The sequence below is a fragment of the Actinomadura sp. J1-007 genome, assembly GCF_009793335.1.
Taxonomy (GTDB): Bacteria; Actinomycetota; Actinomycetes; order Streptosporangiales; family Streptosporangiaceae; genus Spirillospora; species Spirillospora yumaensis.
Map to the genome: position 1 here is coordinate 724,535 of NZ_WING01000003.1, position 14,754 is coordinate 739,288.

17 protein-coding genes are annotated in these 14,754 nt (G+C 73.2%); 4 read left to right on the forward strand and 13 right to left on the reverse strand.

Going from position 1 to position 14,754, the window contains the following annotated elements:
* Positions 1-10: 10 nt before the first annotated feature.
* A complete protein-coding gene (locus GEV43_RS44695; protein ID WP_309240321.1) occupies positions 11-1,543 on the forward strand; it encodes a monooxygenase in 1,533 nt (510 codons plus the stop codon).
* A gap of 267 nt (positions 1,544-1,810) precedes the next feature.
* Entirely contained in the window at positions 1,811-2,620 is an 810-nt protein-coding gene (locus GEV43_RS44700) for a BPL-N domain-containing protein (protein WP_160826660.1), read from the forward strand.
* A gap of 63 nt (positions 2,621-2,683) precedes the next feature.
* Here GEV43_RS44700 and GEV43_RS44705 read toward each other — a convergent pair whose 3' ends face one another.
* Positions 2,684-3,088, reverse strand: coding sequence for a hypothetical protein (locus GEV43_RS44705; protein ID WP_160826661.1), 405 nt, complete (start codon positions 3,086-3,088; stop codon positions 2,684-2,686).
* 129 nt (positions 3,089-3,217) lie between these two features.
* Between GEV43_RS44705 and GEV43_RS44710 the strand changes: the two genes are divergently transcribed.
* Together GEV43_RS44710 and GEV43_RS44715 are read left to right on the forward strand one after the other, a co-directional pair.
* Positions 3,218-3,802: a hypothetical protein gene (locus GEV43_RS44710; protein ID WP_160826662.1), complete on the forward strand. Its 585-nt coding sequence runs from the start codon at positions 3,218-3,220 to the stop codon at positions 3,800-3,802.
* A gap of 119 nt (positions 3,803-3,921) precedes the next feature.
* The gene (locus GEV43_RS44715) at positions 3,922-4,515 is read left to right on the forward strand and encodes a hypothetical protein (protein ID WP_160826663.1); all 594 of its coding nucleotides are present in this window, start codon (positions 3,922-3,924) and stop codon (positions 4,513-4,515) included.
* Positions 4,516-4,646: 131 nt separating this feature from the next.
* Here the strand turns inward: GEV43_RS44715 and GEV43_RS44720 are convergent, their stop codons facing one another.
* The 12 genes from GEV43_RS44720 to GEV43_RS44770 all read right to left on the reverse strand — a co-directional run bounded on the left by GEV43_RS44720 (position 4,647) and on the right by GEV43_RS44770 (position 14,754).
* Complete coding sequence (locus GEV43_RS44720; protein WP_160826664.1) at positions 4,647-5,363, reverse strand: PIG-L deacetylase family protein; 717 nt, start codon at positions 5,361-5,363, stop codon at positions 4,647-4,649.
* 67 nt (positions 5,364-5,430) lie between these two features.
* Positions 5,431-6,048: a hypothetical protein gene (locus GEV43_RS44725; RefSeq protein ID WP_160826665.1), complete on the reverse strand. Its 618-nt coding sequence runs from the start codon at positions 6,046-6,048 to the stop codon at positions 5,431-5,433.
* Positions 6,045-7,205, reverse strand: coding sequence for a hypothetical protein (locus GEV43_RS44730; RefSeq protein WP_160826666.1), 1,161 nt, complete (start codon positions 7,203-7,205; stop codon positions 6,045-6,047). The genes GEV43_RS44725 and GEV43_RS44730 overlap by 4 nt, the downstream gene beginning before the upstream one ends.
* A 268-nt stretch (positions 7,206-7,473) precedes the next feature.
* Positions 7,474-8,091: an amidohydrolase family protein gene (locus GEV43_RS44735; RefSeq protein WP_309240366.1), complete on the reverse strand. Its 618-nt coding sequence runs from the start codon at positions 8,089-8,091 to the stop codon at positions 7,474-7,476.
* Entirely contained in the window at positions 8,022-8,411 is a 390-nt protein-coding gene (locus tag GEV43_RS55720) for a hypothetical protein (protein ID WP_309240322.1), read from the reverse strand. The genes GEV43_RS44735 and GEV43_RS55720 overlap by 70 nt, the downstream gene beginning before the upstream one ends.
* A 6-nt stretch (positions 8,412-8,417) precedes the next feature.
* On the reverse strand, positions 8,418-8,729 hold the full coding sequence (locus GEV43_RS44740; RefSeq protein ID WP_160826667.1) for an L-rhamnose mutarotase: 312 nt from the start codon (positions 8,727-8,729) through the stop codon (positions 8,418-8,420).
* The gene (locus tag GEV43_RS44745) at positions 8,726-9,373 is read right to left on the reverse strand and encodes an LUD domain-containing protein (protein ID WP_160826668.1); all 648 of its coding nucleotides are present in this window, start codon (positions 9,371-9,373) and stop codon (positions 8,726-8,728) included. The genes GEV43_RS44740 and GEV43_RS44745 overlap by 4 nt, the downstream gene beginning before the upstream one ends.
* Positions 9,370-10,842, reverse strand: coding sequence for a LutB/LldF family L-lactate oxidation iron-sulfur protein (locus GEV43_RS44750; protein ID WP_160826669.1), 1,473 nt, complete (start codon positions 10,840-10,842; stop codon positions 9,370-9,372). The genes GEV43_RS44745 and GEV43_RS44750 overlap by 4 nt, the downstream gene beginning before the upstream one ends.
* Positions 10,826-11,545 (reverse strand): (Fe-S)-binding protein, encoded by a 720-nt coding sequence (locus GEV43_RS44755; protein WP_160826670.1) that lies wholly within the window; start codon positions 11,543-11,545, stop codon positions 10,826-10,828. Before GEV43_RS44755 ends, GEV43_RS44750 begins: the two co-directional genes overlap by 17 nt.
* Positions 11,536-12,552, reverse strand: a complete 1,017-nt coding sequence (locus GEV43_RS44760; RefSeq protein WP_160826671.1) for an aldo/keto reductase — start codon at positions 12,550-12,552, stop codon at positions 11,536-11,538. Before GEV43_RS44760 ends, GEV43_RS44755 begins: the two co-directional genes overlap by 10 nt.
* Positions 12,553-12,622: 70 nt before the next feature.
* Positions 12,623-13,396, reverse strand: coding sequence for an SDR family NAD(P)-dependent oxidoreductase (locus GEV43_RS44765; protein ID WP_160826672.1), 774 nt, complete (start codon positions 13,394-13,396; stop codon positions 12,623-12,625).
* A complete protein-coding gene (locus tag GEV43_RS44770; RefSeq protein WP_241684520.1) occupies positions 13,393-14,754 on the reverse strand; it encodes an L-fuconate dehydratase in 1,362 nt (453 codons plus the stop codon). The genes GEV43_RS44765 and GEV43_RS44770 overlap by 4 nt, the downstream gene beginning before the upstream one ends.

Below are 14,754 nucleotides of genomic sequence, written 5' to 3' on the forward strand. Positions count from 1 at the left end.
CAACGTTCACGTGAACGACGTTCACAAATTAAGGAGGGCGAACCCGATGGACTTCGACGTGATCGTCGTGGGCGCCGGGCCGAGCGGGCTGATGCTCGGCTGCGAGCTGGCGCTGGCCGGGGCACGGACCCGGATCGTCGAGCGGCGGACCGAACCGCAGGCCGACTCGCGGGCGCTGACCCTGCACCCGCGCAGCCTGGAACTGATGGACCAGCGCGGCCTGGCCTCCCGCTTCCTCGAACGGGGCAGGCCCCTGCCGGGCTGGCACTTCGCCTCCCTCGACACCGAACTCGACTTCTCGGCCCTGGACAGCCGCCACGGCTACACCCTGTTCCTCGCCCAGGCCCGGACCGAGGAACTGCTGGAGCGGCGCGCGCACGAGTTGGGCGTGCACATCAGCCGCGGCCACGAGGTGGTCGGCCTGAGCCAGGACGCCGATGCGGTCCAGCTGCGGGTGCGCGGGCCCGGTGACGCGGTCGAGACCGTACGGGCCCGGTACGCGGTCGGATGCGACGGCGGGCGCAGTGTCGTACGGCAGGCGGCCGGCATCGACTTCCCCGGGACCGACGAGACCCTGACCGGGGTGCTCGGCGACTTCGCGGTGGTCGACCGCGAAGCCGCGGCGGGAGCGCGAGACCGCGGCCTGCTGGTGGTGCCGCTCGACCGGGGACTGACGCGCCTGGTCTTCACGGACCCCGAGCGCATGCGGGTGCCCTCCGCCGAGCCGGTGACCCTGGAGGAGTTCCGCACGTCGCTGGCCCGGGTCTTCGGTTCTGACTGCGGGATCGCCGAGCCCCGGTGGCTGTCGCGGTTCGGCAATGCCACCCGGCTCGCGGCGAGCTACCGGTCAGGCCGCCTCTTCCTCGCCGGGGACGCCGCTCACATTCACTTCCCGATGGCCGGGCAGGGGCTCAACACCGGTCTCCAGGACGCCATGAACCTGGGCTGGAAACTCGCCGCGCAGGTCAACGGCTCGGCGCCGCCCGGCCTTCTCGACACCTACGACGCCGAGCGCCGCCCGGTCGGGCGGGCCGTCACGGAGAACACCGAGATACAGACCCTGCTGCTGGAGCTGACACTCGTCCCGCAGTACCAGCGCCCCGCGGCGGCCCTGCGCGGACTCCTCGACGAACTGCTCGGCATGGAGCAGGTGAATCGCCGGCTAGCCGAGATGGTCTCCGCCCTGGGCACGGTCTACCCACCCGCCTCGGCGGACGCGGATCCCCTGGTGGGACGGCGGATGCCCGACATCGCCCTCACCGCCGCCGACTCGCAGGCGACACGGGTGTACGACCTGTTTCACGACGCGCGCTTCGTCCTGCTCGATCTCGCAGGGAACCCGGACACGCGTGAGACCGTTCACAGCGGGTGGGGTACGCGGGTCACCGCCGTGACCGTCACCGACCACGACAAGCGCCCGGATCTCGACGGAGTGACCGAGATCCTCGTACGACCGGACGGGCACATCGCCTGGGCCGCCCGTACGACCGACCCGGACGCCCGCCATGCCGCACTCCACGCCTGGGCCGGCACGGGACGCTAGCGCGTATCGCCGCACAGACGGGGCTGCACGGCGAACGTCGGCGACATGGCGCAGCGAACGCATCGGACCCGTTTCCGCTGGCGGCAGGGCGTTCCCGGCATGGCGGGTGCGGCCGTCAGGACCGTAGGCGGCGCTGCGTAACGTGTCGGGTGTGACCGGCGGGGACGGAGGCGTCCCCGCGAGCGATGGCCCCAGCGCGGCGGACCGTACGGGCGTCGCGAGTCCGCGAAGGCCCAGTGCGCGGCAGGTGAACAGAGGAGAGATCCCATGTCCGGTATGGACCCGAGTGCCGTCCCCGGTCCGACCGTTGTGGACCGGCGCCGGCTGGTCTTCGGCGTCCTCCCGGCCGCCGCCCTGCTGGCCGCCGGCTGCGGCCGGTCGAACGACGACCGGTCGGACGGCGGGCGTAGCGCTCGGCCGCCCCTCGCGTTGGTCTACAACGGCCCGCAGGGCTGCCCCGCGTGCCCGGAGACCGTGGCCGCCCTGCTGCGCGGGGCGCCACGGCCGTACCGGGTCGAGTACGTGGGCGGCGAGACGCCTCTGACCGCTGCCGCCCTGGCCGACGCGCGGCTGTACGTCCAGCCCGGCGGCGGCGCCGACCTGAAGGGAACCTGGCGGCATCTGGAGGGCTCGGCCGGGGCGATCCGCAACTGGGTCCGGGAGGGAGGCGGCTTCCTGGGCCTGTGCTTCGGCGCCTACCTGGCCGGGCGCAACCCGGGCTTCGACCTGCTGCCCGGCGACACCAACGGATACATCGACTCCCCCGGTGCCACGGTCACCGACGGGCGCGACACCGTGGTGCCGGTGAACTGGCAGGGCAGGCCCCGGCACATGTACTTCCAGGACGGCCCGGCCTTCTTCCTGGACCCCGGCGCCGATGCCACCGTCCTGGCGACCTATCCCAACAAGACGGCCGCCGTCGTCGTCGCCCCGTACGGCAAGGGCCGGGTCGGGGTGAGCGGCCCCCACCCGGAGGCCGACGCCTCCTGGTATGCGGACAAGGACCTGAGCAATCCCGACGGCGTCCACTTCGACCTGGCCTACGAACTGATCGAGGCGACCGCCGGACGACGGTGAGACCGTGTCAGTACCGGCAGGAGTCCACCCCCGGCAGGACCCACCACTTCCCCCTTTCGCGGGTCAGCCTGGGCGGCTCGTGCACTGCTGTCCGCCGCCCCAGTAGTCCGGCCCGGCGGCTCTCAGCTCCGGCGCCCGCACCACCAGGATCGGACCGAAGACGAAGTAGAGCAGGCTGATGCCTTGATCGAACTCTTCGAGGGTGAGCCGGTTGGCGCTTTGGCAAACGACGGTCCGGGGCGTCTGGGTGCCCAGTTCCTTCTGGATCTGGAAAGTGTAGGGGGCGTCGCCGCCTTGGGCCGGGCGGCATCCGCTGGCCAACAGGATTCCAGCGCCTTGCTCGGTGAACAGGCCGGTGGTGCAGGTGATGGCGGTGGTTGCGGCGGTGGCCGGGTCGGCGGCCGCGGTGGTGATGCCGAGGGCGGTGATGACGGCGGCGCCCGCCGCGATGGCGTGCTTGATGGCCATGGTCTGCCTCCTGAGCCAGGTGAGGGGTCAGATCCGTTTCCCTGGTCTGAGTGGTTTATCACGCCCCTTTGCCGCATCCAATGTGCTTGGTCCGCGTCTTTCGACGCGAAATCCATCAGCATTGCTCTAGTGGACGCGGGCACCTACGAGGTCCATTGCTGGCGCGGCGAACGCTGGTTCGGGTGGCCCGGCGCGACGGTTTCGATTCCTTCGGGTCGAGAACTCTCCGATCGCTCGGATAGTCCAACCTGTCATGCGCCCGATCCTGCTCGGGCGGCGGTCGCCTGCCTCGCCGTCCCGTTCGCCGCTCCCGCCCCTACCGCTTCGGCCGCGCCCGCGGCGACCGTACGGCTCAAGGCGCCGTCCGGCTTCGAACAGCGGCTGGCGGCGGGGCGGGGCATCGCGATCAGCGCTCACCTGCCGGACGGCGCGGTGGGACGGTCCCGGGGCGGTCCGGCGTGGCGGGTCGGCGTGGTCGGCTGGCTCGCTCTCGCGGTCGTGCTGGCGGGGGTCTCGGTGTCCGGGGTGCGCCGCGAACGCCGGGCGGACCGGACGCCGACCACGCCGGGCGCCGAGGTCCCGCCCGCCGAACTCGTCGGCCTGCGTGCCGACTGGGGATGGCCCGACCTCGGCGCGATCCTGGCGTTCGACCTCGCCGTTCGGGGCACCTGCGGATTGTCGACCGCAGGCCGGGGGGCGTCGCGCTCCGGCTGACCGGGCAGGGCGACCCGGCGGACCTGCGTCCTTACGAGAAGGAGTTCCTGAGAACGGTCTTCGGCGACCTGGACTCGGCGCTCGTCAAGGCAGTCGGCGGATGGAGCCTTCAGCGGTCCGTGAGGCCGCTCGTCGAGGAGGCCATCGCCGCCCGCGGCTGGCGGCGGGACTGGGCGAACGAGTCGGGCGCTCCCCTGCCGCGGTTCATGGCCGTGCTCACGGGAGTGATCGGGTTCGTTCTGCTGGTCCGCGACCCGGCCGTCGCCCGGTCCGTGACCGATCTGACCGCCTGCGGTCTCGGCCTGCTGGTGGCGGCGGCGGCCACGTGGCGGTGGTCCCGGCGCGTCGACCCGCTCACGCCCGACGCCCAGCGGCTCCGCGCCGAGGTGGAGGACTACTTCGCGCGCCTGGACCAGCGCCTCCCTACCGCGGACGACCTGCCCTACAGCGTGGCACGTGGGCGCGCCGGGGATCTGCGCAAGTACAGGACGGCCAACGAAACGCCCCCCGACTGGTACCACTACGACGGGCCGGAGAAGGACGCGCCCCAGAATTTCGCCGGTCTCGGCACGATGTTCTACAGCGACTCCCCACGGACGTCGCCGTCCAGCCACCGTGCCCGTCCCCGTCCGCGCAGAGCGCCCACTCCAGCGAGAAGGCGTCCCGGGTACCGTCACGGCGACTTCTTCGGAGGTGGCGGCGACTCCTGCTGACCGAGTCGGACCGAGGGCCGTTCCGGCTCGCACCTCAAGGTGTCGAGCACGGTCGGCCTTTCACGGTCGTGGTGTCGTTGGCTGGACCCGCAGGGCAGGAGTCGCGGGTGGTGGCGGCGTGTGGGTGGGGCTCATGCCGACCAGCTCAGTTCGTAGTTGAGCATTCGCGATGATCGGGCCAGTTCCTCGTCCGTGAGCCCGAGCGCGCAGAGTTGCGACCGGTAGTTGCGCAGCGTGCTGGTCTTCGCCGCCCGCTCGTCCGGATCCAGGACGGTGATCCGGGCCGTCGGACGCACGTCCCCGAAGCGGAGTGGGCACAGCTCGGTCGATTCGGGGCAGACGAGCGCGTGGGTGCCGTGGCGGGTCGCGGTCGTGATCCAGGACGGCCAGCCGTCCTCGGCGACGTAGGGGAAGTCGGCGTAGAAGCGGGCTGCGAGGCCGGGCGCCGCCATCAGCGCCAGGAGGCCGGCGTCTCGCGCCGCGATGTGATCAGGATGGGCGCCGATCCCGGCGGGCAGCCACAGTTCGCCGCAGCCGGCGAGGTAGCGGCGGAGCCCCTCGGCGATCGCGGCCACGTCCGCGTCGCCTCCGCTCCGGTACTCGAACTCGACCTGACCCAGGCGGACGGTCGGCACGCCCAGGCCGCCGAGCGCCCGGTCGTCCTCGGCCAGGCGTTCGCGCATGCGCTGGTGGGAGCAGGTGGCACCGGTCTCCAGGTCCCAGGAGCTCACGGTGAACGCCGCGGGCGGACGGCCGGTGAACACCGTGATCACCATGACGTTCCCCGCGGCCAGCCTGGCCCACGCCGACAGCGCCGCGTCGTCCAGGTGCGGCGAGACGACGATCACCGAGGGGCCCGCGGCATGGGTCCTTGCCTTGGGTCCTGGGGAGCGGCGGCGACGCCGGGGTGCCGGGTCACCGCGGTGACCCGTTCAGCAGGAGATCGACCATGGTCAGGCGGTAGCGCAGGTAGTGGGCGTTGAGGCGGTCGAGCCGCAGGCCGTGCGGGTGCGGCGTCAGGAAGTGCGCGGCGCGCGGACCCGTGCGTCCCGGCGTGCGGCGGGGGCGCGTGCAGGCGGGAAGCGTGACCGGGTCGCCGTACGGCTCGGGGGCCGAGCAGCCGTCCGCCCAGCGCTCGGACTCGTCTATGAGGGCCAGCGTCGCGGGCAGGCTCTCGCCCGAGTGGTCGGCCCAGGCCACCGCCCGGCTCCGGAACGCGACCGGGCCCGGGGCGCCGCCGGTCAGCGCCACCACGATCGGCAGCACCGAACGGGGTGCCAGCCGCTCACACCCGAGCACCGTGAGACTCGACACCGGCCCGGTCCGGTCGCCGGTCGCGGCAAGCGGCCAGCCGCGCAGGGGCAGCGCGTCCGGGCGTCGCGCCGCGGCGCGCTCGTCCGCGCCGCACTCCTGGCAGCGCCGGACGTACATGACCAGCGGCGGGAGGTACGGCGCGTTGGGCACCCACGGGGCGGCCAGCACCAGCGCTGCGGCCTCGCGTCCGGCCATCCGCTCGACGATCGCTTCGGTCATCGGCCGGCCGCCGCGGTGGGCACCCGCCGCCGACCCGTACGCGCGGCGGCGACGGCGGCGACCCCGAGGTCCACCAGGGCGGCCCGCGCCGGATCATCGAGATCGGCCAGGTCCTCCGGGACCAGTCCGGACCGGACCCACGACGCGACGACCCCGCGCAGCAGGCCCGCCGCCGTCGCGGGCGGCAACGCCGGCGAGAGCGCCTCGGCCGGCGCGTCGCGCATCGTCGTGGCGGCGTCCGATCCCAGAAGAAAGCCCGCGGCCCACACCTCAAGCCCGATCTCAGGAGGAACGCCGGGCGTGGCGTCCTCCCGGTAGGCCGCCACGATCTCGCGTGGGTCGATCCCTGCCAGCGGGCACCAGTCGTACCAGTACCAACTGAAGGGGTGCTCGACCGCCTCTCCGGCCTCGTCGCGGACGAAGCGCAGGGAGCATTCGGAGTCCCACAACTCCACGGTGTACCGGCGCCGCGACACGTCGGTGACGCGTTCGGTGAGGAACGGTTCCGCGGCGGCCATCGCCGACCAGTGCCCCTCCTCCAGGGGAGGGACATCGGCGGGAAGCGTGATCGCGTGGCTGACCAGGTAGTGCGCGGTGAGGGACGGGACCCCTGCGTGATCGACGAGGTTCGGCAGGGCCGCGACGACCGGAAGCCCGCGGATTCGGCAGAACTCCACCACGACCTCGTCCTCATCGACGAAATCGTCCGGCACCCGGTGCAGATGGGCGGCGAGGCCGAGCGCGGCGTCGGCGGGGAGGACCAGGCCGAGGGTCGGCATCCACTCGGTGGTCGACAGGGGCGCCCACGGCGACCCGACCGCCGCCGCGCGGCGGGCGTAGTAGGAGTTGTGCGGGCTGTTCCAGTTGACGCACAGCGCGAGACCGTGCTCCGGCTTCGCCTCGATCGCCCGGCATACCTGCTCGACGAACCCCGCCACGGGGATCACGTCGTCCTGGAGCACCAGGTGGTGGGTGGCTCCGGACGCGACAGCGGCCCAGGCTCGCTTCGCGGTCCGCAACGGGCTCGGCGGCCCGGCGGGGTCCGGATCGAAGACGATCCGGGGCGCCAGCCCGGCACAGGCGTCGATCAGCGCGGGCAGCAGCGCGGCACGGGCGGGATGCGCCATGATCACCGTGCTGAGACGCACACCGTTCACTCGATCCCCCGCGAGAAAGTGAATGCGAATCAGGCGAGACGCCTGTCGGCCGTGCGAATGCACGTCCCGCCACAGCCAATGCGAATGGACGCCGGCGTTGCGCGAAAATGGCGCGGCAACGTGACGCCTCACCTTCTGATCTGGCGCCCGCCAAGGCACGCGTGAGCGCGCTTCGCCGCCTTTTGACCTCCTCGCGAGATGAATCGTTCGATGTACCAGGTATTGTGTCCCGCCGGGACGTGTCACCAATCACAGCAAAGCGTCAAATTCACGACAACCCGCGCATCCGTAGACCTCCGCGTGGGAGGTGGTGCGTTCCGGGGCGGACGTCATCCGGCGGCGGGGCGCGGGGTGGGGAGGAGGCCGTCAAGGCCGTAGACGCGGAGCGCGGTGGTGGAGAAGACGGCTGCGCGTTCGGTGGGGCGAGGTGGCGGGTCAGCTCCCGGGCGGTCTCCAGCACGGTTTCGTAGGAGGCGGCCAGGCGGCAGACGGGCCAGTCCGAGCCGAACATGAGCCGGTCGGGGCCGTAGAGCTCCAGGGCCTCCTCGGTGTACGGGCGCAGGTCGGCCGTCGTCCAAGCGTCCCAGTCGGCCTCGGTGACCAGGCCGGAGAGCTTGGCGGTGGTGTTCGGCAGGGCGGCCAGGGCCCGCAGGCCCGCCGTCCACGGGGAGAGCTCACCAGCGGCGATGCCGGGCTTGCCGAGGTGGTCCAGGACGAACGTCAGCTCCGGGTGGGCGGCGGCGGCCTCGGCGCAGGCGGGCAGCTGGTGCGGGAGGACGACCAGGTCGTAGACGAGTCCGGCCGCGGCCACCGCGGTCAGGCCGCGGGCGACGTCGGGACGCAGCAGCCACTCGGGGTCCGGTTCGGCCTGGACCTGGTGGCGGATGCCGACGAGGTGCCGCCCTCCGGGGCTTCGCGCAGCGCCGCCAGCCGGTCGGCCACGTCCGGCGCGGTGAGGTCGGTCCAGCCGACGACGCCCGCGACCAGGTCACCGCGGGCTGCGAGGGACAGGAACTCCGGCGTCTCCTCCGCGGCCGCCACCGTCTGGACGAGCACGCTGGCCCGCAACGGGGTGCGGCGGGCGTCCGCCGCCAGGTCGGCGAGGGAGAAGTCGCGCCGGATCGGCGCGAGCCGGGGCCCGGTGATCCAGTCCTGGTCGCGAACGGCCAGGTCCCAGACGTGGTGGTGGGCGTCGATGATGTCCACGGTGCCTCACAGTTCCCAGACCACGGGCAGTCCGCTCGCGGCCCCCGTCTCTGAATAGTCGTGCTCGACGTCCAGCAGCCCGGCCATGCGCGCCTGCCAGGCGACGTTGACCGGGTGGTGTTCGAGCTCCGCGAGGAGCCTCGCGTAGTCCTCGCACTCGATCACGTGGAAGAGGTCGGTTCCGCTGCGCCAGATCGTCCAGGATTCGGCTCCGGCGGCGCGGATGGCCGCGGTCAGCTCGTCGGGCACCGCGCGATGGGCGCTCTCGTACTGCTCGACGCGGTCGGCGCGGACCTTGGTGTGCAGGGCGATCCTCATGCGGGCGGCTCCTTGTCGTCTTCGACGATGATGACCTCAAGGACGCGCGGGCCGTGCACGCCCTCGACACGGTCGAGTTCGATGTCGCTGGTCGCGGACGGTCCGGAGACGAACGTCAGCGGGGCGTCCGGTGCCAGCCGCGCCAGCGCCTCGGGGACGTCGCCGACGATCCTGGCGGACGGGACGACGCACAGGTGGTAGTCGGGCAACAGGGTCAGCGCGCGGCGTCCCTGCCCGGGGCCCGCGTCGAGCACGAGCGTGCCGGTGACGGCGATCCCGGCCGTCGCGGTGGTCAGCACGCCCGAGGCGTCGTCCAGCGCGGCCACCGGCAGCGGCGGGTCGTCGCGCAGCACGCTCCAAGGGCCGGGGCGCAGCCATCCGGAGGGCAGGCCGTCGGGGACGACCAGGCCGTCCACTCCCCTTCGGGTCAGCGCGGCGGTGATGGCGGTCGCGGGGTCGCCGGTGCGCGTGACGCCGGCTCCGTAGTCGGATAGCCGGTCGGCGAACAGGCCGACGACGTCTCCGCCAGCGTGGCTGCGGCGGTAGGCGCGGGGCACGGGCACATCGTCCGGGCGTTCGCCCGCCGGCACGTCGGCCAGTGCGGCGCGGACCCGCCGCAGCACGGTGTCGCGGGCGCCGCTCATCGTTCGTCCTCCGCGGTGGGGCCGGTACGGGTCCGCCGCCACCACGCGCGGAACGACTCGCGCGGCGGAGCGGGCGTGTCCCGGGTGTCCGACCAGCGGGACAGGGGGCCCGGCAGGCGGCGTATCGAGCCGCGGCGCGCCGACAGCCGACCGGTCGCGGCGGCGGCCCGCTGTGCCGCGGCCAGGCGGCGGGGCGATCCCAGCACGCCCGCCGCCGCCTTCATCGCGAGCGCCTCCGGGGTGGGCACCCCGCCGCGCTTGGCATCGACCTCCGCCGCCCGCAGATGCACGAGCACCTCGGGGATGTCGATCTTCACTGGGCAGGCGTCGTAGCACGCTCCGCACAGGGTCGAGGCGAACGGCAGCGACGACGCCTGCCCCACGCCCATGAGCTGCGGCGTGAGCACCGCGCCGATGGGGCCGGGGTACACCGAGCCGTAGGCGTGCCCGCCGGTCCGTTCGTACACGGGGCAGACGTTGAGGCAGGCCGAGCAGCGGATGCAGGCCAGCGCCTGGCGTCCCACCGGGTCGCGCAGCGTCGCCGTCCGCCCGTTGTCCAGCAGGACGAGGTGGAAGGCGCGCGGCCCGTCGCCCGCGACGGTCCCGGTCCACATGCTGGTGTAGGGGTTCATCCGCTCGCCGGTCGAGGAGCGGGGCAGCAGCTGGAGGAAGACCTCCAGGTCGGCGAAGGACGGGAGCACCTTCTCGATGCCCATGACGGTGATCAGGGTGTCGGGCAGGGTGAGGCACATCCGGCCGTTCCCCTCGGACTCGACGACGCCGATCGTTCCGGTGTCGGCGCAGGCGAAGTTGGCACCGGACACGGCGACCTTCGCGCGCAGGAACTTGTCCCGCAGGTGCAGCCGCGCCGCCTCCGCCAGGGCGGCGGGCTCGTCGGACAGGCCGTCCGGGGCCGGACGCCCACGGTCGCCCATCCCGCGCCGGAAGATCTCGCGGATCTCGGCGCGGCCGCGGTGGATCGCCGGGACGAGGATGTGCGACGGATGGTCCCCGGCGAGTTGCACGATGAGTTCGGCGAGGTCCGTCTCGTAGGCGCTGATCCCCGCGGCGGCCAGGGCCTCGTTCAGGCCGATCTCCTGGGTGGCCATCGATTTGACCTTGACGACCTCGCGTTCGCCGGTGGCCGTGACCAGCTCGGTGACGATGCGGTTGGCCTCGGCCGCGTCCGCGGCCCAGTGCACCGTGCCGCCCGCGCGCGCGACGGATTCCTCCAACTGTTCCAGGTAGCGGTCGAGGTGGCGGAGCGTACGCCGTTTGACGGCCGCCCCCGCGGCGCGCAGTTCTTCCCAATCGTCGAGCTCTCCGGTGGCGGCGAGGCGTTTTTCGCGGATCGTCCCGGTGGCCTTGCGCAGGTTCTTCCGTAGCCGGGTGTCGGCCAGGGCGCTGCGCGCCGCTTCGGGGAACGCCGGGGCGCCCAGCCAGACCACGCTGTCATGAGGGGTGTTCATCGGCGTCCTCTTCCGTCGCGGCCAGGATCTCGGCCAGGTGCCGGGTGGCGATGCCCGTGCGCGTCCTGCTCAACGCGCCGCCGATGTGCATCAGGCAGGAGTTGTCGCCCGCGCACAGCACCTCGGCGCCGGTGGCCCGCACGTGATGGACCTTGTCGGCCAGCATCGCGTTCGAGGTGTCCGGGTTCTTCAGCGCGAACGTGCCGCCGAAGCCGCAGCAGGATTCGGCGGCGGGCAGCTCGACGAGGTCGATGCCGCGGACCGCGCGCAGCAGCCGGAGCGGCCTGTCGCCGACGCGCAGCATCCGCATCGAATGGCAGGTGGGGTGGTAGGTGACCCGATGCGGGAACCAGGCGCCGACGTCCGTGACGCCGAGCACGTCGACCAGCAGCTCGGACAGTTCGTAGACCGGCGGTGGCGCGAGGTCCGGCTGGAGGACGCGGTGGTGGTCGCGGACCATCGCCGCACACGAGCCGGACGGCGTGACCACCGCCTCGTACCCCCTGAACACCTCGGCGAAGCGGCGCGCCAGCGGCACCGCTTCGCGGCGGTAGCCGGTGTTGAAGTGCATCTGCCCGCAGCAGCCCTGCTCCTGCGGGAAGTCGACGGTGTGGCCGAGCCGTTCGAGGAGCCGGACGACGGCCTTGCCGGTCCCGGGGAACATCGTGTCGTTGAAGCACGTGATGAACAGGGCTATGCGCACGGCGGTCCCGCCTCGTCCTCCGGCACGGGGACGTCCTCAGGCAGGAGGCCCTCCGCACGCAGCTCCGCCCACACGGCCCCGGGGACGGGACGGGCCAGCAGCGCCGCCGCGTCCGCCACCTCGGCCGGACTGCGGGCGCCCGTCAGGACGGCGGCCACAGCCGGGTGCCCGAACGGGAAGCGCAGTGCCGCCGCCCGCAGCGGGACGCCATGCCGTTCGGTGACGGCCTTCATGGCCAGGGCCCTGTCCAGTACGGGACGCGGCGCACGCGCGTAGTCGTACGTCGCCTCGCGCCGGGGATCGGCCAGCAGGCCCGAGTTGAAGACGCCGCCGACCACGACGCTCTTGCCGCGCTCGGCCGCCGCGGGCAGCAGTCCGGTGAGCGCCGGCTGCTCCATCAGCGTGTAGCGGCCGGCGCACAGCACGACGTCGACGTCGGTGTCGCGGACGAACCGGGCCAGCATCTCCACCTGGTTCATGCCCGCGCCGATCGCCCCGACGGCGCCCTCGCCGCGCAGCCGCTCCAGCGCCGGGTACGCCTCGCCGAACGCCTGTTCCGCGTGATCGTCCGGGTCGTGCAGGTAGACGACGTCGATCCGGTCGAGGCCGAGCCGTTCCAGGCTCCCGGCCAGCGAACGGCGCACCCCGTCGGCGCTGAAGTCCCACACCCGCCGGTGGGTGGCCGGCACGGCGAAGCCGGCGGCGCGGTCGTCGGCGGGACGGCCGGGATCGTTCCGCGCGTACGGCACGAGCAGCCGCCCCACCTTGGTGGAGACGGCGAACGACGGTCGCGGCCGGTCGCGCAGCGCCGCGCCGAGCCGCCGTTCGGACAGGCCGAGTCCGTAGTGCGGCGCGGTGTCGAAGTAGCGGACGCCCTCCGCCCACGCCGCGTCGACCGTCGCGGCGGCGGTGCCGTCGTCCACGGCCGTGTAGAGCCCTCCCAGCGCGGCCCCGCCGAAGCCGAGTTCGGTGATCTCCACACCGCGGCCGAGCGTGCGCCGCCTCATGGTTCCCTCACCTGCGGGAAGGGCGTGCGTGCCGCTGCGGGCCGGGGCACGCTCGTGCGCGCGGGCGGCCTCATCGCCGCTCCGGCGAGCGGAGCCGCAGGCCGTGCATGCCGCCGTCGACGGCGAGCGCGGTGCCGGTGACGGCACCCGCCTCCGGGGACGCCAGGTAGGCGATGGCCGCCGCCACCTCGCCGGGGGTGACGAGCCGCCCTGTCGGCTGGCGGGCGTTCAGCGCGGCCCGTTCCGCCTCCGGGTCCGCGGCCTGGCCGAGCAGCCGTCCCACCCACGGGGTGTCCACGGTGCCCGGGGTGACGCAGTTGACCCGGACGCCCTCGGTCACGTGGTCGGCCGCCATCGCCAGGGTCAGCGACAGCACGGCACCCTTGCTGGCCGAGTAGGCGGCGCGCTGCGGCAGCCCGGCGGTGGCGGCGATGGAGCAGGTGTTGACGATCGCCGCGCTGTGCGGAGGGGTCTGCGCCGCCCGGCGCAGGTGCGGCAGCGCCGCCCGGGAGACGCGGACGATGCCGAGGACGTTGACCTCCCAGAGGCGTCGCCACTCGTCGTCGCCGTTGTCCTCCACCGTGCCGACCGCTCCGATCCCGGCGTTGTTGACCAGGACGTCGATGCCGCCCAGGTCCTCGGCGGCGGCCTCGACGGCGGCCCTCACCGAGGCGTCGTCGGCCACGTCCGCGCGATGGCCGCGCAGCGGTCCGGGCAGGGATTCGGGGCGCAGGTCCAGGACCGCCACGTCCGCGCCCCGCTCGGCCAGCAGCCGCGCGGTGGCGAGGCCGATGCCCGACGCCCCGCCGGTGACCACGGCCTTGAGGCCCTTGAGATCGGTCATGCCGCCTCCTCCGCTCGTGCCGCGCGTTCCGCGGCCCAGAACGTTCCGTCCGGATAGCTGTGCTCGGCGATGGCCTCGGCGCGCAGCTGCGCCGAGAAGCCGGGCGCCGTGGGCGCCGTGTAGTGGCCGCCGCGGACCAGGACCGGCGTCACGAAGTGCTCGTGCAGGTGGTCGACGTACTCGATGACGCGGTTCCGGGTCGTGCCGGACAGCGCGACGTAGTCGAACATCGACAGGTGCTGCACCAGCTCGCACAGCCCGACGCCTCCGGCGTGCGGGCACACCGGCACCCCGAACTTCGCCGCCAGCAGCAGGATCGCGAGGTTCTCGTTGACCCCGCCGACCCGGGCCGCGTCGATCTGCACCACGTCGACGGCGCCCGCCTGGAGCAGCTGCTTGAACACGACGCGGTTGTGCACGTGCTCGCCGGTCGCCACCTTCACCGGGGCCACTCCCCTGCGCACCGCCGCGTGCCCGAGGATGTCGTCGGGGCTCGTGGGCTCCTCGATCCAGTACGGGTCGGAATCGGCCAGCGCCCGCGTCCACGTGATCGCCTCGGCCACGCCCCACCGCTGGTTGGCGTCGACGGCGATGCGGACGTCGGGGCCGACCGCCTGCCGGGCGAGGCGCAGCCGCCGGACGTCCTCGTCGAGGTCCGCGCCGACCTTCAGCTTGATCTGGGAGAACCCGTCCGCGACGGCCTGCTCGGCCAGCCTGGTCAGCTTCTCGTCGGAGTAGCCGAGCCAGCCCGGAGAGGTGGTGTAGGCGGGGTATCCGCGCTCGCGCAGCGCGGCCTCGCGCGTATCCGCGCCGTCCTTGCCGCGGCGCAGCAGCTCCAGCGCCTCCTCGGGGGTGAGCGCGTCCGTCAGGTAGCGGAAGTCGACCTGGCTCACCAGCCATTCGGGGTCCGCGTGCGCGAGCAGCCGCCACAGCGGCTCCCCCGCCCGTTTGGCGGCCAGGTCCCACACGGCGTTCACGACGGCGCCGATCGCCATGTGCATGACGCCCTTCTCGGGGCCGAGCCACCGCAGCTGGCTGTCTCCGACCAGGACGCGGCTCAGCGTGCCGGGATCCCCGCAGACCTCCTCGACGGACCGGCCCACCACGTGCGGGCGCAGCGCCTCGATCGCCGCGACCTGCACGTCGTTGCCGCGGCCGATGGTGAAGGCGAAGCCGTGGCCCTCCAGCCCGTCGCCCGCGTCCGTCCGCAGGACGAGGTAGGCCGCGGAGTAGTCGGGATCGGGGTTCATCGCGTCCGAACCCGCGAGCCGCCGCGACGTGGGGAACCGGATGTCGTAGGTGTCGACCGCCGTGATGACCGGGTTCCCGGACGGCGGGGACGGTGGAGCCGGGGGCAA

Coding starts and splice junctions, on each gene's coding strand:
- GEV43_RS44700 (WP_160826660.1), top strand. CDS start 1,811: ATGTCCGGTATGGACCCGAGTGCCGTCCCCGGTCCGACCGTTGTGGAC.
- GEV43_RS44705 (WP_160826661.1), bottom strand. CDS start 3,088: ATGGCCATCAAGCACGCCATCGCGGCGGGCGCCGCCGTCATCACCGCC.
- GEV43_RS44725 (WP_160826665.1), bottom strand. CDS start 6,048: ATGACCGAAGCGATCGTCGAGCGGATGGCCGGACGCGAGGCCGCAGCG.
- GEV43_RS44740 (WP_160826667.1), bottom strand. CDS start 8,729: ATGAGGATCGCCCTGCACACCAAGGTCCGCGCCGACCGCGTCGAGCAG.
- GEV43_RS44745 (WP_160826668.1), bottom strand. CDS start 9,373: ATGAGCGGCGCCCGCGACACCGTGCTGCGGCGGGTCCGCGCCGCACTG.
- GEV43_RS44750 (WP_160826669.1), bottom strand. CDS start 10,842: ATGAACACCCCTCATGACAGCGTGGTCTGGCTGGGCGCCCCGGCGTTC.
- GEV43_RS44760 (WP_160826671.1), bottom strand. CDS start 12,552: ATGAGGCGGCGCACGCTCGGCCGCGGTGTGGAGATCACCGAACTCGGC.
- GEV43_RS44765 (WP_160826672.1), bottom strand. CDS start 13,396: ATGACCGATCTCAAGGGCCTCAAGGCCGTGGTCACCGGCGGGGCGTCG.